Origin of the sequence: Bacillus sp. FSL K6-0993, from assembly GCF_037977205.1 — a bacterium.
Taxonomy (GTDB): Bacteria; Bacillota; Bacilli; order Bacillales; family Bacillaceae; genus Bacillus; species Bacillus subtilis.
In genome coordinates this window covers 3,152,198-3,170,557 of the sequence record NZ_CP150275.1, presented here as the reverse complement: position 1 = coordinate 3,170,557, position 18,360 = coordinate 3,152,198, and the positions used below count along the sequence as shown (strand labels likewise).

The following is an 18,360-nucleotide window of genomic DNA, read 5'->3' as shown; positions in this document are numbered from 1 at the left end:
TATGTATGAAAAACGGGGGATAATTGTATTGTGTCCGCTTATAATAGCTTTTATACTAAGAAAAAGAAAAAAAGTTGGAGGCACCTATGAACTCATTTCGATTTACCAAAATGCACGGCCTGGGAAACAGCTATATTTATGTGAATCAATTTGAAGAACAGCTTCCAGAAGAAAAACTGTCAGAGATTGCAATTCAGGTTTCTTCTGTTTATACAGGGATCGGATCCGACGGAATGATCCTGATATGCCCATCAGACCAAGCGCCTGTTAAAATGCGGATTTTTAATAATGACGGGTCTGAAGGGAAAAACTGCGGCAACGGCCTGCGCTGCGTCGCAAAATACGCATATGAGCATAAGCTGGTTGAGGAAACATCTTTTCTGATTGAAACTCTCTCCGGGCTTGTGAAAGCGGAGGTTCAAGTCGAAAACGGAAAAGTGAATGTGGTCACTGTCGATATGGGCGAACCGCGCTTGACAAAATCCGAGCTCCCGATGCTTGACGGCGGGGAAGAGCGCACAATCAATGAAACGATGGCATTTGGTGAAGTAGAACTAACAGGCACTGCCGTTTCAATGGGAAATCCGCATATCGTTTTTCCGATCGCAGACATTGAACAGGCACCCTTAACGACACTGGGGCCGGTGATTGAGAAAGATCCGAGATTTCCGGAAGGCATCAATGTGGAATTCGTTGAAATCGTGAATGAACAAGAATTGCATTTCCGCGTCTGGGAACGGGGATCAGGAATTACTCAGGCATGCGGGACAGGAGCATGTGCAGCGGCCGTCGCATCTGTATTAAACGGTGTATCAAAGCGAAATCAAGACATCACGGTACATTTAGCAGGCGGGGATTTGGTGATAAACTGGAAAGATAACGGCCATGTAATGATGACAGGGCCGGCTGAAACCGTTTGTGAGGGTGTCTATTTCTTGTAAAACACCTTGTTTGAGAATTGGGACGATCATGTTTATAATAAAAGACAGCAACCGGTTTTTAAAAGGAGGTTCACAATGATGAGCAACCCGGTAACAATTACAGAAGCAGCAGCTTTGCATATAAAAGATATGATGAAAGAGCATGAAGAAGAAAACGCATTTCTGCGTGTAGGCGTCAAAGGCGGCGGCTGCAGCGGACTTTCTTACGGCATGGGCTTTGAGCATGAAAAGAGTGAATCAGACAGTGTGTTTGATCAGCACGGCATCACTGTTCTAGTTGACAAAGAAAGCCTTGACATCATGAACGGCACCGTGATTGATTATAAACAATCCATGCTCGGCGGCGGCTTCACCATCGACAATCCAAACGCCATCGCTTCATGCGGCTGCGGTTCTTCGTTCAGAACAGCAACGAATGCAGGCAAGCCTGAAGAGTGCTAAGCACTAAAAACGGATAGCAACTATTACTGACGCTTTTCTTAGCGATAAATCATCGTTAAGGGAGGCGTTTTTATTATGGGGAAATGATGCAGAGAGTTCCGGGAACTTCGGCAAGAGAAAATCCGCATTGCTGTTTGATTTTTGTTGTAAATACAGCAAAATTACGCTATATTTAATGTGGAGTATATTTTATTGCATTTACAACAAAAAACGTTAGGGAGTTGATGATGAAGAAGATTTTTGGAATGGTAACAAGGTCAGTAACTTTTCCGTGTTTAAATATATTAAAAAGGGACGCAAGACAATTGAATTTTTAATAAAGGGGCTGAATCCGAACAATGAGTGTAAAAATGAAAAAATGCAGCCGGGAAGATTTACAAACACTCCAACAATTGAGTATTGAAACATTCAATGACACTTTTAAAGAACAGAACTCACCTGAAAATATGAAATCCTATTTAGAAAGCGCATTTAACACTGAGCAACTGGAAAAAGAGTTATCCAATATGTCTTCGCAATTCTTTTTTGTTTACTTTGATCATGAAATCGCTGGATATGTAAAGGTCAATATCGATGATGCTCAGTCTGAAGAATTGGGTGCTGAATCACTTGAAATCGAGAGAATTTATATAAAGAACAGCTTTCAAAAACATGGGCTTGGCAAACATCTGTTGAATAAAGCTATAGAAATTGCGCTGGAACGTAATAAAAAGAACATTTGGCTAGGTGTGTGGGAAAAAAATGAAAATGCCATTGCCTTTTATAAGAAAATGGGGTTTGTTCAGACCGGCGCCCACTCTTTTTATATGGGTGATGAAGAACAAACGGATTTAATCATGGCTAAAACACTCATATAATATTTTTCGAAGGGTGGATGATGATGTATATTCCAAAATATTTTAAAGTCACAAATGCTGAAGAAATTTGGAATTTTGTTCAAGAAAACTCCTTTGGTACGATTGTCACAACAGAACAAGGAAAACCAATTGCCACACATTTGCCGTTAGGATTCAATAAAAAAGACGATCATTACTATATTACGGGGCATTTCGCTTATGGAAATCCTCAGTGGAGAACGTTTGAAGCCTGTGAAGATGTGCTTGTGATGTTTCAGGGACCGCACGCTTATATTTCTTCTTCCTGGTATTCACGCGAAAATGTTCCGACGTGGAATTATCAGGCTGTCCACATGTATGGAAAAGCAAGTATGTTAGAGAAAGATGAATTAGCAGAAGAATTAACAATCATGCTGGAGAAATACGAAAAACATCGTGACAATCCTGTTTTATGGGATAAGCTTTCTCCAAAACTCTTAGAAAGTGAATTGAAAGGTATCGTTGGATTTAAGATTAAGGTGGAAGACATTCAAGCGGCATATAAATTAAGCCAGAACCGAAATGAAACGGATTATATGAACATCATTGAACAGTTGCAAAATGAAGAAAATCCAAATGCAAAACAAATGGCAGAACTGATGGAAAATAAATTCAAAAAGCAAATATAAGCTTACTTTGCTGAAGAAGTAGCAGAAAACGCCAACTCAAGCGGAGAACCGCTGACTTGGCGTTTTTTTATGATTAATATTTATCCCCATTAAAAATGGAATTCTTCACAATCACATAATCCACATTGCGGATGGCGTCAAGCTTTGTTCCGCCTGCATAAGAAATAGAAGATTGAAGATCCTGCTCCATTTCAATCAGTGTATCCTTGATTGAGCCTTTATGCGCCACGTGCATTTTTTTGCCTTCGACATTTTTCTTTTCGCCTTTTTGGAATTCAGAGGCTGAGCCGAAGTACTCTTTGTAAAGCTTTCCGTCTTTTTCGATCGTTTGGCCTGGCGATTCTTCGTGTCCGGCAAATAGTGAACCGATCATGACCATCGTTGCGCCGAATCGGATTGATTTTGCGATGTCGCCATGGGTGCGGATGCCGCCATCGGCGATAATCGGTTTGCTGGCTGCTTTGGCACACCAGCGCAGCGCCGCTAATTGCCAGCCGCCTGTGCCGAAGCCGGTTTTGATTTTCGTAATACATACTTTTCCCGGTCCGATGCCGACTTTAGTGGCATCCGCTCCCGCATTTTCAAGTTCTCTGACCGCTTCCGGCGTTCCGACATTGCCAGCAATAACAAAGCTGTCCGGCAAATGTTTTTTAAGGTGCTGGATCATTTCAATGACAGCATTTGAGTGCCCGTGAGCAATGTCAATTGTCACGTATTCAGGAGTCAGATTTTCTTCTGCCAGCTGGCGGACAAATTCATATTCCTCCTCTTTGACGCCCACGCTGATAGAAGAGAATAAGCCGCGTGCGTTCATATCTTTAATAAAATTAATTCGTGTCTCAGGCTCAAATCTGTGCATCACATAAAAGTAGCCATTTTCGGCTAATGAAATCGCTAGTTTTTCATCTATAATCGTCTGCATATTGGCAGGGACGACGGGTAATTTAAATGTACGTCCGCCTAAACGTACGGATGTATCACATTCTGAACGGCTATTTACAATGCATTTTGCAGGAATTAGCTGAATATCTTCGTAATCAAATACGTTTTCCATGTTTTTCACTCCTAAAAACGAATATTTAAAATGATATTATATGAAATGTTCGCCTTCTATAATGTACTCTGTTTTATTTAGGATGTCAAACATTATGATTTCCTGGCAGGTATGGTGCAAGTGCCGAAGCTTGTCATGCAGGGTGAGTTTAGGTATCATAGTTTTAACGAATGGTCTTAGAGAGCGGATCAAAACGCGAATGATATACGTTCAGCAAAGCTTGGTCGTTCAGCACCAGGCTTTCTTTATGGCATGGACATGGGAAAGGAGCGAATAAAATGGCCCAAAACGAAGAAAAAACACCGAAGTCCCAAAAGATTCAGGACCGCATTATTATGGCAATGATCTGGGTAGTCGCAGCCCTTGTGATTGCGCTGGTTGTAGGAACTGCATTGAATTATATCAATATCTTCAAATAAAAAAGGAGCTGTGTCGCAGACACAAGCTCCCTTTTTTATTATTTATTTTCAAAAAGGCTTGTTGAGTGAAGAGGCTGTACGCGGGCTTTCGGGTCCATGTAAGCCTTGGCGTTGTTCACTGCTGTAGGTGCCTCACCGAAGCCGCTGGCAATCAGGTTGACTTTTCCTTCGTATGTACAAATGTCACCTGCTGCAAAGAAGCCTTCGATATTTGTTTCCATTGTTGATTTCACGACAATGGAATTTTTCTCGATGTCCAGGCCCCAGTTTTTGATCGGTCCAAGAGATGAAACGAAACCGTAGTTGACGATTAAGTCATCAATTTCTAAAATCTCTTTGCGGTCGCCTTTCACTTCTTCAAGCACAAGCTGTTCGATTTTGTCTTCGCCGATCAGCTCCGCAGGGACGAATGGTGTCAGGACATTAACCTTCGACGCATGAAGGTTTTCCACACTGTGCTCGTGCGCACGGAACTTGTCACGGCGGTGAATGATCGATACTTCTTTTGCGATCGGCTCAAGCATAAGCGCCCAGTCAACCGCGGAATCTCCACCGCCTAGGATCGCAACGCGTCTGCCGGCGAATTTTTGCAGATCATCAACGAAGTAATGGAGGTTTTTGCCTTCATACTGCTCGGCATTTTCAAGTTCCAGCTTTCTCGGTTTGAATGCGCCGTTTCCTGCAGTGATGATGACCGTTTTAGAGTAGTGGGTTTCTTCATTTGTTACAAGCTTAAACACGCCATCCGCTTGTTTCTCAACAGATTCAACCGCTTGCTCCAGACAAATGGTTTGGTCGAATTTCGCCATTTGCTCTTTTAGGTTATTGATAAGCTCTTGCGCGCGGATTTTCGGGAATCCCGCTACATCATATATATACTTCTCAGGGTATAGGGCGCTAAGCTGTCCGCCGAGCTGAGGCAGGCTTTCGATAATTTTGACGCTTGCCTGTCTCATTCCGCCGTAAAAAGCGGTGAATAAGCCGACCGGTCCCCCGCCTATAATTGTAATATCATAAACCTTTGTATCCTCTCGCATACGAAAATTGCCTCCTAAATGAAAATTGTTATTAATTATACCATATTGCCGTTCAAATTGACGAGTCAGCAGAAAAAATCGTAAGGATCTAACGTGCCCATCCGTTCTTGAAAATATTTCCGCAGGCCGCTACGATAATAACCAAATGAAATGATCTTTTTCTGAATGTTTCTTGGGCCAGCCGGATAAACATGATAATAGTGCTATGGGTAAGGACTTCACAAAAAACTTTTCAATATATTTCATAAAATCCCGCCAATAAGCTGAAGCTAACACAAATGATGATTTTATTATGGGTCTAACAAAAGCAAAAAAAGAGAAGGTGGATGTGATGGCATTGAATAAGCCCAAAATCGTGATTTTAGGTGCAGGATATGGCGGATTGATGACGGTGACGAGGCTGACGAAATATGTCGGTCCGAATGATGCTGAAATTACGCTTGTAAATAAACACAATTATCATTATGAAACGACATGGATGCATGAAGCGAGCGCGGGTACGCTCCATCATGACCGCTGCCGTTATCAGATAAAAGATGTAATCAACCAGTCACGGGTGAATTTTGTACAGGATACCGTAAAGGCAATCAAAATTGAAGAGAAAAAAGTTGTGCTTGCGAATGGAGAATTGCAGTACGATTATTTAGTCATCGGGCTCGGCGCCGTGCCTGAAACGTTCGGCATTAAAGGCTTAAAAGAATATGCGTTTCCGATTGCCAACATCAACACGTCGCGCCTGCTGCGGGAACATATTGAGCTGCAGTTTGCGACTTACAATACGGAAGCGGAAAAACGGCCGGACAGGTTAACGATCGTTGTTGGCGGCGCCGGATTTACGGGCATTGAATTCCTTGGCGAACTGGCGGCTCGCGTGCCGGAGCTCTGTAAGGAGTATGACGTTGACAGAAGTCTTGTCCGCATCATTTGTGTGGAAGCAGCGCCGACCGTTTTGCCGGGCTTTGATCCGGAACTTGTTGATTACGCCGTACATTTCCTTGAGGAAAACGGAGTTGAGTTCAAGATCGGCACAGCTGTACAAGAATGTACCCCGGAAGGAGTCAGAGTCGGCAAAAAAGATGAGGAACCAGAGCAGATCAAATCGCAAACCGTTGTATGGGCAGCAGGTGTCCGCGGCCATCCGATTGTAGAGGAAGCCGGTTTTGAAAATATGCGCGGCCGGGTGAAAGTCAACCCTGATCTTCGCGCCCCAGGACATGACAATGTCTTTATTCTCGGCGACAGCTCGCTGTTTATGAATGAAGATACAGAGCGTCCGTATCCGCCGACTGCGCAAATTGCAATGCAGCAGGGCATAACGGTTGCTAAAAACCTTGGCAGGCTAATTAAAGGCGGAGAGCTTGAGGAATTCAAGCCGGACATTAAGGGAACAGTGGCTTCTCTTGGCGAGCATAACGCGGTTGGGGTTGTTTATGGCAGAAAGCTGAAAGGCACGCCGGCTTCGTTTATGAAAAAAGTCATTGATAACCGCTCGCTGTTTATGATTGGCGGACTCGGACTGACACTGAAAAAAGGCAAGTTCAAGTTTTTCTAAAAACCCGCGGAAGCGGGTTTTCTTTATTAAAAAACGCCAAAATAAAAAGAGAATGAGAGGAAAATAAGTATGTTTCCGCTTACATCAAAAGATTTGTCACATGATCTGACTTTATTGTTGACAGCTTGATATGGTATATTATCAGAAAATTAAGAAAAAGGGTGATGATTAGATGAAAACTGCAACGACAACCGCTTCACATGCATGCCCATTTTGTTCAGGGAAAGGATATTTTCAATTGATTCTCGGCGGTTCAGAGACTTGTCCGTCTTGCCAGGGGACAGGAAAAGACAGTCATTCTTTTTCCAGCCGTTGACTTTATTTCAGCCCCCGCGTTACACTAAAAACAACGCAGGGGGGTGGAATAGGTTGATTAGTCTGCCAGTCGTAATCATCTCAATTGTTTTGTTTTTTGTCTTGTTTTTTGGAATCGGTTTCTTATTAAACATGCTGCTGAGAATGTCTTGGATTATGGCTGTGATTTATCCGATTGTATGCCTTTTCATTATCAGCAAAGAAAAGCTGATCAGCTATGTCCAGTCGCCGGGAGAATCCTTTGCCAGCCTGTTTCATCGTGTCTTATCATTAGCGGCTGCCGATGTGCTGATTTTAGCCAGCGGTTTGGCCGGCGCCATCGTGTCCGGTATAGCGATCAACATGCTCAGAAAAAGAGGATATCAAATGTTTTAAATGCCGCTTTCTTCTAAAGAAAGCTTTTTTTATGTGTTCAACTCATTCATCATTTTGAATAATGCTCTCTCCACTTGGGAACAATGATTCGGAGGAGAGGTGAATGATGTTGAATATGATCAGACGTTTGCTGATGACCTGTTTATTTCTGCTTGCATTTGGCACGACATTTTTATCAGTGTCAGGAATTGAAGCGAAGGACTTGTCAAAATGGGTGCAGGAACATCAGGAAAAGCACTTGAAGCATGCAGGACTGACATTAAAAGCATTGCAGCAGAAACAAACACAAACCACGTCCGCGGCTGAGGATAAAACAAAACCGTTAGAAGAGGCATTTGATTGGGATGAATATCCAGTCCAAAGAGTAACAGCAACAGGCTACACAGCAGGAGCTGAGTCGACGGGCAAAAATCCCGGTGATCCATTATACGGGCTTACATATTCAGGTGTGAAAGTGAAACGGGATTTATATTCCACGGTTGCTGCTGACCCGTCCGTTTTCCCGATCGGAACAATTTTATTCATTCCGAACTACGGTCTCGGAGTTGTGGCCGACACAGGATCAGCTATTAAGGGAAACCGCCTTGATCTGTACTATGAGACAGTCAAAGATGTATACAATGAATGGGGCAAAAAAACCCTTGATGTATATGTGATTAAAAAGGGAACGGGAAAGATTACCGAGGATGAGCTTGAGAAGCTCAATGAAACAAAATCTTTGCAAGTGTTCAGAAATCAATATAAAACTGTGAAAGAATAAAACGCTCCAGCGAAAGCAGGAGCGTTTTTTTACATGAAAAAGTAAGCGAGTGCCAATGTCAGTAAAATACCTGTGAGGCCTCCGAAAAAGACTTCGATCGGCTGATGTCCGAGAAGCTCTTTCAGCTTTTTTTGCTTTTCTTTCTCTGCAGCCTTAGGGAAGTCCTTCGCTTCATTTACGAAACGGTTAAAATCAATGACAAGCTTATTAATGACTGTTGCCTGCTCACCGGCGTGACGTCTGACGCCAGTTGCGTCAAACATGGTGATGACGGCGAAAATGGCGGAAACCGCAAAGAGTGAGGAGTCTAATCCATGCTCCAAGGCTATGCCTGTTGAAAGCGCAGTGACCGCTGCGGAGTGAGAGCTCGGCATGCCGCCTGTGCTTGTGACCAGCGACCAGTCCAGTTTTCTGGACACGATAAACTGTATGGGCACTTTGATGACCTGAGCAAAAATAATTGCGGCCAGGCTTGATAATAAAGGAAAATTCGTTAAAAGTTCCATCGGCGACATCCTTTCTATTTGAAAAATCCTTCGTGTTTCAAAAGAAAAAAGCAAGTCTTAGACTGTTGTTTGTTAAAATAAGTATAGTGGAAAGAATGTTTTTCCTATTATACCATTGTTCATTACAAATACCCATTACGTTAGGAGTGTAAGCCTCATGTTTTATGCGGTTCAACAATCAGAGCATACAGAAACCCTTGTGGTCGGGCTTTTTCAAAAAAGCCAGCTGACAGGAAAAGCGTTGGAAATTGATGAAATGCTCGAAGGCCATCTGACACAGCTTTTAAAAGAGGGTGATGTCTCTGCGAAACCGAATCAAGTATCAAAAGTATTCCCTCCATCTTCTGCGGGTATGAAACGGATTTATTTCGTTGGTCTGGGGAGAGAAGCAAATTATTCGTTTGAACAGGCGAAGGAACGTTTTGCTCATGTTTTTCAAGCCATTCATAAAGATCGAAAACAAGAAACTGCTGTTCTGCTTGATACGTTTATTTCGGAAGACGTGCCTCCAGCCGATGCCGCTCATGCTTTAGCAGAGAGCTGCCTGCTTGCTTCCTATGAGGTGCAGGATTATAAGCACAAATCAAATGAGCCTGACAAACAAATTGAAGCCGTGTATGTTGTAACAGATGAAGATACACAGGAAGTGCAGGCGGGGCTTCGCGTCGGCCAGGCATACGGACAAGGGACAAATTCGGCTAGAACGCTTGTGAATATGCCGGGAAACATGCTGACAGCGACTGACCTCGCTTCGTATGCTGAGGAGCTTGCGGCGAAATATGATTTTGAGTGTGAGATACTGGAGAAATCAGAGATGGAAGAGCTCGGTATGGGCGGAATACTTGCGGTAAACCAAGGATCCACCGAACCGCCGAAAATGATTGTGTTGAAATATCAGGGCAAAAAGGAATGGGAAGACGTCGTCGGACTAGTCGGGAAAGGAATTACCTTTGACACAGGCGGCTACTCCATTAAAACGAAATCTGGAATTGTCGGCATGAAATCAGATATGGGAGGAGCAGCTGCGGTTCTCGGGGCTATGGAAACGATCGGAGAGCTTCGTCCTGAGCAAAACGTGCTGTGCGTTATTCCATCAACCGATAATATGATCTCCGGCGGGGCCATGAAGCCGGATGACGTGATCGTATCTTTAAGCGGAAAAACAATAGAAATCCTTAATACGGATGCTGAAGGAAGGCTAGTGCTTGCAGATGGCATTACATACGCGAAACAGCATGGCGCGTCAGTTCTTGTCGATGTAGCTACGCTTACCGGCGGCGTCGTTGTGGCATTAGGAACAGAAACAACCGGTGCAATGACAAATGATCAAAGCTTTTACCAGCAGGTAGCTGATGCTGCACAAGAGTGCGGAGAGGCGATCTGGCAGCTGCCGATAACAGAGAAGGATAAAAAACGCGTGAAAAGCAGCCAAATGGCGGATCTCAACAATTCACCGGGACGCGAGGGACATGCGATTATGGCAGGAACGTTTCTTGGTGAATTCGCTGAGTCAACACCTTGGGTTCACCTTGATATTGCAGGCACAGCGACTGCCAATAAAGCAACCTGCTTCGGGCCGGCCGGGGCTACTGGCGTTATGGCAAGAACACTGGCTACACTTGCGGAGCGATTTACATTGGAAGAAGATAAAAACGAGTAATCAAAAATCCCTGCTGTACGATGCGGCAGGGATTTTTTTCTTCCGGAATCTTTAGTTGACTAAAGTGGATCGGTTATGATACGATACGTTCGTACTTTATTTATCTACTACATTAGCAAACTAAAGGATTTTTGGAGGGGTATCATCATGAATGCAGTCGTCATCGCAGTCCTGCTTATGCTTGTATTAAGCCTGCTGCGTGTCAATATTGTTATCGCATTAATTATAGGCGCCTTGGCCGGCGGGTTAACAGGCGGGCTCGGTCTTGGCGAAACGGTTAAAGCTTTCACAGACGGTCTCGGCGGAAATGCCACCGTTGCAGTCAGCTACGCTATGCTTGGCGCGTTTGCCGCCGCTTTGACGAAAACGGGTCTTCCGGACGCAATGGTGGAAGCCTCCGTTAAATTAATCGGAAATAAAGAAGATTCTCGAAAAAAAGCACTTTCTAAGGTGCTGATTGTGCTGATTATTTTAATTGTATCTTGTTTTTCGCAAAACGTCGTTCCGGTTCACATCGCGTTTATCCCGGTGCTGATTCCGCCGCTTTTGAAAATCTTTAATGAACTTGAAATGGACCGCCGTCTGATCGCGTGTGTAATTACATTTGGCTTAACGGCTCCTTATATTTTGCTTCCGGTCGGTTTCGGCCAAATCTTCCAGGGAATGCTGAAGGACAATATGGCGGATGCGGGGTTAAACGTTCCGCTTGCTGATATTCCGTACGCACTGATTATTCCAGTTGCAGGTATGGTTGTCGGCCTTATTTTATCAGTGATCGTATACCGTAAACCGAAACAATATGAAACAAAAGACATTTCAGGTGCAGAAGCATCGCCATATACGAGAAAAAGCATTGGTATCGCGGTTCTAGCCATTGTCGTGTCACTCGGCGTCCAGCTTTACTTATCTCAGACTTTGGGAGTAGAAGGAATGATTATGGGGGCGCTCGCTGGTCTGATTGTTCTGTTTGTCAGCGGTGTGATGAAGCGTGATGAAGCGGACTCACTGATTACTGATGGAATGGTTTTAATGGCCTTTATCGGCTTTGTCATGCTTGTTGCAGCCGGGTTTTCAAACGTGTTGACGAAAACCGGAGATGTCGAGTCACTGGTCAAAACGTCAGCTGGTTTTATCGGACACAGTCAGTCATTAGGTGCATTGCTGATGCTCATTGTCGGCTTATTAATTACAATGGGGATCGGATCTTCTTTTGCGACGATTCCTGTTATCACAACCATTTTCGTGCCTCTATGCATGCAGCTTGGATTCAGCCCGATGGCAACGATTGCGATTATCGGAGCTGCTGCTGCCCTCGGCGATGCCGGTTCACCTGCCAGTGACAGTACGCTTGGGCCGACTTCAGGTTTGAGTGCGGACGGCCAGCATCACCACATTTGGGATACTTGTGTGCCGACATTTATATTTTATAATATTCCGCTTGTCATCTTTGGCTGGATTGCAGCGCTTGTTTTATAGGAAAAAGGCTCCCCTTTACTGGGGAGCCTTTTCTCGTTATGATAAAAAAACCGTCCAATAGAACGGTTTTACATGGACGATATGTGATTTCTGTTAAAGCCGGTTGCTTTATGAATAGAGCGGTAGATTGCTGGTGCGATAAACGACAGTATCACAGCCAGCGCTGTATCTTTTACCATAAACCAAATCATAAAGCCCCAAGCCGTGCCGTAGCTCACTGGCGTATGAATCCACAGCTTCAGTGCAAGATACATATAGGTAGTGCCGATGAGATACATGATCGCCGTTCCGATAAGTGAAGCAATGAGAAATCGAATTTTACTTGGCTGAATGTTTCGTTCTAAAAACCATCCCGCTGCAAATGCTGCCGGGATGTATGAGATAATAAACCCGCCGCTTTTCCCTGCAAACGGTGCGAAGCCTGCTGAAAATTGAGCAAACACAGGCGCTCCGGCCAATCCCACAAGTGCATATACAATCATGGCAATCGCTGCTCGTTTGCTGCCAAGAAGCAAAGCTGCCAAGAGACAGAAAAACGGCTGCATCGAAAGCGGAATGCCGGCTACTTGTAAAAAGGGTGCTACTGATGTAATGTTGGCCCCGACAGCCATAAGTGCGGCGAACATGCCAATTAGCGCCATATCTCCCGCACGAAGTTTACGTTGTTTCATCGTTGTTCCCCCTTAGGTTGACATACACAATCATAGAGTAATAAAGAACAAAAAGATTGTCAACATTACTTTGAATTAGGTTAACAAAAAGGAGGGCTCCATATGTATTTCGGAAAAACAAGACAGTCCGATCAATCTGGAAGAGTGCCGCCAAATCAAAACGTCACCACTTCATTTCCTGTGCTTCATACCGGAGATGTCCCATATTACGAAGATATGACGAAATGGAATCTTCAAGTATACGGTTTGGTTGACCATCCGATGCTGCTAAGCTTTGAAGATGTCAAAGCCTTTCCACGGTATGAATCGAAAAATGACATTCATTGCGTCACGGGATGGTCAAGGCTTGATAATGTGTGGCAAGGCGTGCGGGCTTGTGATATAGCGGAAAAAGCGGGTGTAAAAGAAGAAGCGGGCTACGTCATTTTACATGCTGAAGAGGGCTGGACGACCAATCTGCCGCTTGATGATTTCTTAGCGGAAACTTCCCTTCTGGCTTATGCGCATAATGGCGAACCTTTAACCCCTGAACACGGCTTTCCGCTGCGGGGTGTATTTCCGCATCTGTATTTTTGGAAAAGCGCCAAGTGGCTGCGCGGCATCCAATTTACGAAAGAAAATCACCCTGGCTTTTGGGAGCGGAATGGCTATCACATGAGAGGCGATCCTTGGCAAAATCAAAGGTTTACATGGGATTAAGGTTCTATTTCAAATAGGACAATCCACATCTTTATTGGATTTTTACTTCCATATTGATAGTCTGCAGGTACCTTATTTGATCAAGGTGCCTTTTTTATTCGGGAAAAAGTTGACTTTCTTTGGAAGAAAACCTATTATTTGAGGTGTCTAGTTGATAGTGAAAATCATTATCATACATTGCGGTTTAGTTTAAGGAGAGGAATGTCGTACTGCATGAAAGAGCAAACAACAGACCGGACAAATGGCGGGACACCAAACGCATTTACGATTCCTGGTACGGAAGTGCGTATGATGTCGTCACGCAATGAAAACCGTACCTATCACATTTTTATCTCGAAACCTAGTACGCCGCCGCCACCCGCTGGTTATCCTGTGATTTATCTGCTGGATGCCAATTCTGTCTTCGGAACGATAACGGAAGCCGTTCGAATACAGGGACGCCGACCCGAAAAAACCGGGGTGATCCCTGCAGTGATCGTCGGCATTGGCTATGAGACAGCGGAGCCGTTCTCCTCAGCGCGCCACCGGGATTTTACAATGCCAACAGCCCAATCGAAGCTGCCGGAAAGGCCCGACGGCAGAGAATGGCCGGAGCATGGCGGAGCGGAGGGCTTTTTCAGATTTATTGAAGAGGATTTAAAACCGGAGATAGAACGAGATTACCAGATTGATAAAAAAAGACAAACAATCTTTGGCCATTCGCTCGGAGGGCTTTTCGTGCTGCAGGTGCTGCTAACAAAGCCCGATGCGTTTCAAACGTATATCGCGGGAAGTCCGTCCATTCATTGGAATAAACCGTTTATTCTCGAGAAAACGGACGATTTCGTCTCTCTCACCAAGAAAAACAATCAGCCTATCAATATCCTTCTTGCCGCAGGAGAATTGGAGCAGCATCATAAAAGCCGGATGAATGATAATGCAAGGGAGCTTTATGAGCGGCTGGCCGTTTTATCTGAACAAGGCATACGGGCAGAATTTTGCGAGTTTTCAGGAGAAGGACATATTTCAGTTCTTCCAGTTTTGGTCAGCCGGGCGCTGCGTTTTGCGCTTCACCCTGACGGACCGCATCTATCAATGGGCTGAGACATACTCAGCCTTGCCTTTAAAAAATATTTGTCACTGAAATTATATTTGACTGTCACATGACATTTGGATATGATTATTTTTATAATTGATAATGATAATCATTATCAATAGATTGCGTTTTTCAAGGCGCAGCAGTCTTTTTCGCTGGATGTCTGTTCGGCATTTAGAGCGAAGAAAGGAATTGATGATATGAATGCAAAGGGTATAGAGGGAAAAATTGCTTTTATAACAGGGGCTGCCCAAGGAATAGGCGAAGCTGTTGCGCGGACGCTTGCCAGTCAAGGCGCACATATTGCGGCAGTTGATTATAATCCTGAAAAGCTGGATAAGGTTGTGAACAGCCTCAAAGCAGAAGGCCGCCATGCAGAAGCTTTTCCTGCGGATGTGAGAGACAGCGCGGCGATTGACGAGATCACGGCGCGCATTGAACGTGAAATGGGGCCGATTGATATTTTAGTGAATGTAGCGGGTGTCCTTCGCCCGGGACTGATCCATTCACTTAGCGATGAGGAATGGGAGGCGACGTTCTCAGTGAATTCGACTGGCGTATTTAACGCCTCGCGTTCAGTCAGCAAATATATGATGGACCGAAGATCAGGTTCGATTGTAACAGTTGGATCGAATGCTGCCGGTGTACCAAGAACATCTATGGCGGCATATGCGTCTTCAAAGGCTGCGGCTGTGATGTTTACGAAATGCCTTGGCCTTGAGCTTGCAGAATACAATATTCGCTGCAACATTGTATCTCCCGGATCAACGGAAACAGACATGCAGTGGTCATTATGGGCCGACGAGAATGGAGCGGAGCAAGTCATAAAAGGATCACTTGAGACATTTAAAACAGGGATCCCGCTCAAAAAACTAGCCAAGCCTTCGGATATTGCGGATGCGGTGCTCTTTTTGGTTTCTGGCCAGGCAGGGCATATTACGATGCATAATTTAGTCGTAGATGGCGGCGCGACCTTAGGCGTGTAACTGAATTTAAAGGAGGTTCATGAGAATGTTGGATCAAAACGTTATAACAGAAACAAAAGCGGAGCATTTGCTTCATGAATATCAGCCGGGCGCCTTTTTCTTAGCGTCTCCTCATCGTGTACTGTTAGCGAAAGGCATATGTGAAATCGTACCGGAGGCAGACGGGCAAAACCAAATAGAAACCCTTTCTGGCCGAATTGCAGAGACGTTGCGTCAGGCAAAACAATCAGGGCAAAGCCGGCCGCTTGTTGTCGGGGCCGTTCCTTTTGATCAAGTAAAAGCAGCGCGGCTCGTTGTACCTGAGGAAGTGCGCTGGTCAGGACCGCTTCAATTTGATCATGAGGAAAAGGAACAGCAGGCTGGGCATACATACCACATAAAGCCTGTTCCTGAACCTGAGGATTATAAAAATGGTGTTGAACAAGGGCTGACACGCATTGCCGATGGAACACTCAGCAAAATCGTCCTATCCAGATCGCTGCATTTGACATCGCCTGAACCGATTCAGACGGATGAATTGCTTCGCCATCTGGCTCAGCATAACACGCATGGCTACACGTTTGCCGCAGACGTGTCCAGCCAGGAGGAAACGTCTCCCCGCCGAACATTGCTCGGAGCAAGTCCGGAGCTTCTCGTTTCAAGGATGGGAACACAGGTCGTTTCCAATCCATTAGCCGGCTCAAGGCCGCGCAGTAATGATCCTGTTGAAGACCAGCGCCGGGCAGCTGAATTGCTTTCTTCCGCAAAGGATCTTCATGAGCACGCGGTTGTCGCTGACGCGGTTGCGGCAGCGCTGAGACCTTTCTGCCGGACGCTGGAGGTTCCGGAGAAGCCTTCACTGATCAAAACGGAAACGATGTGGCACCTGTCCAGCGTGATTAAGGGAGAGCTTTCCGATCCGTCTGTAACTGCACTTGAATTGGCGGCGGCGCTCCACCCGACGCCAGCAGTCTGCGGAACACCGACTGATCTTGCAAGAGAAGCGATTCTCAGCATTGAACCATTTGACCGCGGTTTCTTTACCGGCATGGTCGGCTGGTGTGACGATGCCGGTGACGGAGAATGGATCGTGACCATCCGTTGTGCAGAGGCAGAAGAATGCTCACTCCGCCTGTATGCTGGAGCTGGTGTTGTGGCCGGTTCAAAGCCCGAGGACGAGCTTCAGGAGACGTCCGCAAAGTTTCAGACAATGCTGCGGGCAATGGGCGTGGATCACATATGAACAGAATGAATTGCTGGAGGGATACAACATGCTGAAAGGATTTACGCCTTGGCCTGATGAGTTAGCTGAGACCTATCGAAAGAACGGCTGCTGGGCCGGTGAAACGTTTGGAGATTTGTTAAGGGACCGGGCAGCCAAATATGGTGATCGCATTGCCATTACATGCGGAAACACCCATTGGAGCTATCGAGAGCTTGACACAAGGGCTGATCGCCTGGCTGCCGGATTTCAGAAGCTCGGCATTCAACAGATGGATCGTGTTGTGGTGCAGCTGCCAAATATCAAAGAGTTTTTTGAAGTCATTTTCGCGCTTTTCCGTCTGGGGGCGCTTCCAGTCTTCGCACTGCCTTCTCATCGAAGCAGTGAAATTACATATTTTTGCGAGTTTGCTGAAGCTGCTGCATATATCATTCCCGACGCATATTCCGGTTTTGACTACCGTTCGCTTGCCAGACAGGTTCAAAGCAAGCTGCCGACTTTGAAAAACATCATTGTCGCAGGTGAGGCAGAGGAATTTTTGCCGCTCGAGGATTTGCATACAGAACCTGTAAAACTGCCTGAAGTCAAATCTTCGGATGTGGCGTTCCTCCAGCTTTCCGGCGGGAGCACCGGGCTATCGAAACTGATTCCGAGGACCCACGATGACTACATATACAGCCTGAAGCGGAGTGTGGAGGTCTGCTGGCTCGACCACAGCACGGTGTACTTGGCCGCGCTGCCGATGGCACACAATTATCCGCTGAGCTCACCTGGCGTTCTCGGCGTATTATACGCTGGAGGAAGAGTGGTATTATCTCCTTCTCCAAGTCCAGATGACGCATTTCCTTTGATTGCACGCGAAAAGGTCACGATAACCGCTCTTGTTCCGCCTCTTGCCATGGTATGGATGGATGCGGCATCCTCACGCCGTGATGATTTGTCCAGCCTTCAAGTGCTGCAGGTCGGCGGTGCCAAGTTTAGTGCTGAAGCCGCGCGCAGGGTAAAAGCTGTTTTCGGCTGCACGCTGCAGCAGGTGTTCGGAATGGCAGAGGGTCTCGTCAATTATACGAGATTGGATGATCCTGAGGAGATCATTGTCAACACTCAAGGAAGACCGATGTCCCCATATGATGAAGTGCGTGTTTGGGATGATCATGATCGCGACGTAAAACCTGGTGAAACAGGCCATCTGCTGACGCGGGGACCGTATACAATTCGAGGTTACTATAAGGCAGAAGAGCATAACGCCGCTTCATTTACTGAGGACGGTTTTTACCGTACGGGTGATATCGTCAGGCTGACACGAGACGGCTATATTGTCGTTGAAGGCCGGGCGAAGGATCAAATTAACCGTGGAGGAGAAAAGGTTGCGGCTGAAGAGGTAGAAAATCATCTGCTGGCGCATCCGGCTGTCCATGATGCGGCAATGGTCTCCATGCCTGACCAGTTTCTTGGTGAGAGATCTTGTGTGTTCATTATTCCCAGGGATGAAGCCCCAAAAGCCGCAGAGCTCAAAGCATTTTTGAGAGAGCGCGGACTGGCGGCATATAAAATCCCTGACCGAGTTGAATTTGTCGAATCCTTTCCGCAGACAGGGGTAGGAAAGGTAAGCAAAAAGGCTCTTCGTGAAGCCATTTCCGAGAAACTTCTTGCAGGGTCAAAAAAATAAAACAACAATTTGAGAGGAA

Annotated in this window: 20 protein-coding genes; 16 read left to right on the top strand and 4 right to left on the bottom strand. The window is 45.6% G+C overall.

Annotated elements, in window-relative coordinates; translation table 11 throughout:
* Positions 1–86 precede the first annotated feature (86 nt).
* From dapF to paiB, 4 genes are all read left to right on the top strand, one after another.
* A complete protein-coding gene (dapF, locus tag MHH79_RS16520; RefSeq protein ID WP_063334606.1) occupies positions 87–941 on the top strand; it encodes a diaminopimelate epimerase in 855 nt (284 codons plus the stop codon).
* A 78-nt stretch (positions 942–1,019) separates the two neighbouring features.
* Entirely contained in the window at positions 1,020–1,382 is a 363-nt protein-coding gene (locus tag MHH79_RS16515; protein ID WP_003244166.1) for an iron-sulfur cluster assembly accessory protein, read from the top strand.
* A gap of 338 nt (positions 1,383–1,720) precedes the next feature.
* The gene (gene paiA / locus MHH79_RS16510) at positions 1,721–2,239 is read left to right on the top strand and encodes a spermidine/spermine N(1)-acetyltransferase (protein ID WP_063334605.1); all 519 of its coding nucleotides are present in this window, start codon (positions 1,721–1,723) and stop codon (positions 2,237–2,239) included.
* A 23-nt stretch (positions 2,240–2,262) separates the two neighbouring features.
* On the top strand, positions 2,263–2,886 hold the full coding sequence (paiB, locus tag MHH79_RS16505; RefSeq protein ID WP_063334604.1) for a protease synthase/sporulation negative transcriptional regulator PaiB: 624 nt from the start codon (positions 2,263–2,265) through the stop codon (positions 2,884–2,886).
* Between the two features lie 73 nt (positions 2,887–2,959).
* Here the strand turns inward: paiB and guaC are convergent, their stop codons facing one another.
* Positions 2,960–3,940, bottom strand: a complete 981-nt coding sequence (gene guaC, locus MHH79_RS16500) for a GMP reductase (RefSeq protein WP_015483645.1) — start codon at positions 3,938–3,940, stop codon at positions 2,960–2,962.
* 278 nt (positions 3,941–4,218) lie between these two features.
* On the opposite strand from guaC, the gene MHH79_RS16495 reads away from it, so the two are divergent.
* Positions 4,219–4,359: a hypothetical protein gene (locus MHH79_RS16495; protein WP_003228723.1), complete on the top strand. Its 141-nt coding sequence runs from the start codon at positions 4,219–4,221 to the stop codon at positions 4,357–4,359.
* Between the two features lie 38 nt (positions 4,360–4,397).
* Here the strand turns inward: MHH79_RS16495 and yumC are convergent, their stop codons facing one another.
* On the bottom strand, positions 4,398–5,396 hold the full coding sequence (gene yumC / locus MHH79_RS16490; RefSeq protein WP_003220618.1) for a ferredoxin--NADP reductase 2: 999 nt from the start codon (positions 5,394–5,396) through the stop codon (positions 4,398–4,400).
* Positions 5,397–5,727: 331 nt separating this feature from the next.
* On the opposite strand from yumC, the gene MHH79_RS16485 reads away from it, so the two are divergent.
* The 4 genes from MHH79_RS16485 to spsC all read left to right on the top strand — a co-directional run bounded on the left by MHH79_RS16485 (position 5,728) and on the right by spsC (position 8,398).
* Positions 5,728–6,948 carry an NAD(P)/FAD-dependent oxidoreductase gene (locus tag MHH79_RS16485; protein WP_340034727.1) on the top strand — a complete coding sequence of 407 codons (1,221 nt, stop codon included), beginning with the start codon at positions 5,728–5,730 and terminating at the stop codon, positions 6,946–6,948.
* Between the two features lie 172 nt (positions 6,949–7,120).
* Positions 7,121–7,264: a YuiA family protein gene (locus MHH79_RS16480; RefSeq protein WP_003243733.1), complete on the top strand. Its 144-nt coding sequence runs from the start codon at positions 7,121–7,123 to the stop codon at positions 7,262–7,264.
* Between the two features lie 53 nt (positions 7,265–7,317).
* Entirely contained in the window at positions 7,318–7,638 is a 321-nt protein-coding gene (locus MHH79_RS16475) for a YuiB family protein (RefSeq protein WP_003228728.1), read from the top strand.
* Between the two features lie 103 nt (positions 7,639–7,741).
* Positions 7,742–8,398: a stationary phase survival protein SpsC gene (gene spsC, locus MHH79_RS16470; RefSeq protein WP_080286255.1), complete on the top strand. Its 657-nt coding sequence runs from the start codon at positions 7,742–7,744 to the stop codon at positions 8,396–8,398.
* A gap of 29 nt (positions 8,399–8,427) precedes the next feature.
* Here spsC and MHH79_RS16465 read toward each other — a convergent pair whose 3' ends face one another.
* On the bottom strand, positions 8,428–8,904 hold the full coding sequence (locus MHH79_RS16465; protein ID WP_100505776.1) for a divergent PAP2 family protein: 477 nt from the start codon (positions 8,902–8,904) through the stop codon (positions 8,428–8,430).
* A gap of 157 nt (positions 8,905–9,061) precedes the next feature.
* Here MHH79_RS16465 and MHH79_RS16460 point away from each other — a divergent pair, with 157 nt between their 5' ends.
* The gene (locus tag MHH79_RS16460; protein WP_015251314.1) at positions 9,062–10,564 is read left to right on the top strand and encodes a leucyl aminopeptidase; all 1,503 of its coding nucleotides are present in this window, start codon (positions 9,062–9,064) and stop codon (positions 10,562–10,564) included.
* Positions 10,565–10,711: 147 nt separating this feature from the next.
* Positions 10,712–12,040, top strand: a complete 1,329-nt coding sequence (locus MHH79_RS16455; RefSeq protein WP_003228736.1) for a Na+/H+ antiporter family protein — start codon at positions 10,712–10,714, stop codon at positions 12,038–12,040.
* A gap of 68 nt (positions 12,041–12,108) precedes the next feature.
* Here MHH79_RS16455 and MHH79_RS16450 read toward each other — a convergent pair whose 3' ends face one another.
* Positions 12,109–12,711: a biotin transporter BioY gene (locus MHH79_RS16450; RefSeq protein ID WP_029318475.1), complete on the bottom strand. Its 603-nt coding sequence runs from the start codon at positions 12,709–12,711 to the stop codon at positions 12,109–12,111.
* A gap of 102 nt (positions 12,712–12,813) precedes the next feature.
* On the opposite strand from MHH79_RS16450, the gene MHH79_RS16445 reads away from it, so the two are divergent.
* The 5 genes from MHH79_RS16445 to MHH79_RS16425 all read left to right on the top strand — a co-directional run bounded on the left by MHH79_RS16445 (position 12,814) and on the right by MHH79_RS16425 (position 18,341).
* Positions 12,814–13,410, top strand: coding sequence for a sulfite oxidase-like oxidoreductase (locus MHH79_RS16445; RefSeq protein ID WP_003228739.1), 597 nt, complete (start codon positions 12,814–12,816; stop codon positions 13,408–13,410).
* Positions 13,411–13,623: 213 nt separating this feature from the next.
* On the top strand, positions 13,624–14,493 hold the full coding sequence (gene besA / locus MHH79_RS16440; RefSeq protein WP_309530118.1) for a ferri-bacillibactin esterase BesA: 870 nt from the start codon (positions 13,624–13,626) through the stop codon (positions 14,491–14,493).
* 192 nt (positions 14,494–14,685) lie between these two features.
* On the top strand, positions 14,686–15,471 hold the full coding sequence (locus MHH79_RS16435; RefSeq protein ID WP_047183123.1) for a 2,3-dihydro-2,3-dihydroxybenzoate dehydrogenase: 786 nt from the start codon (positions 14,686–14,688) through the stop codon (positions 15,469–15,471).
* Between the two features lie 25 nt (positions 15,472–15,496).
* On the top strand, positions 15,497–16,693 hold the full coding sequence (gene dhbC / locus MHH79_RS16430) for an isochorismate synthase DhbC (RefSeq protein ID WP_251217609.1): 1,197 nt from the start codon (positions 15,497–15,499) through the stop codon (positions 16,691–16,693).
* A gap of 28 nt (positions 16,694–16,721) precedes the next feature.
* Positions 16,722–18,341, top strand: coding sequence for a (2,3-dihydroxybenzoyl)adenylate synthase (locus MHH79_RS16425; RefSeq protein ID WP_181220090.1), 1,620 nt, complete (start codon positions 16,722–16,724; stop codon positions 18,339–18,341).
* The last annotated feature ends 19 nt before the right edge of the window (positions 18,342–18,360 follow it).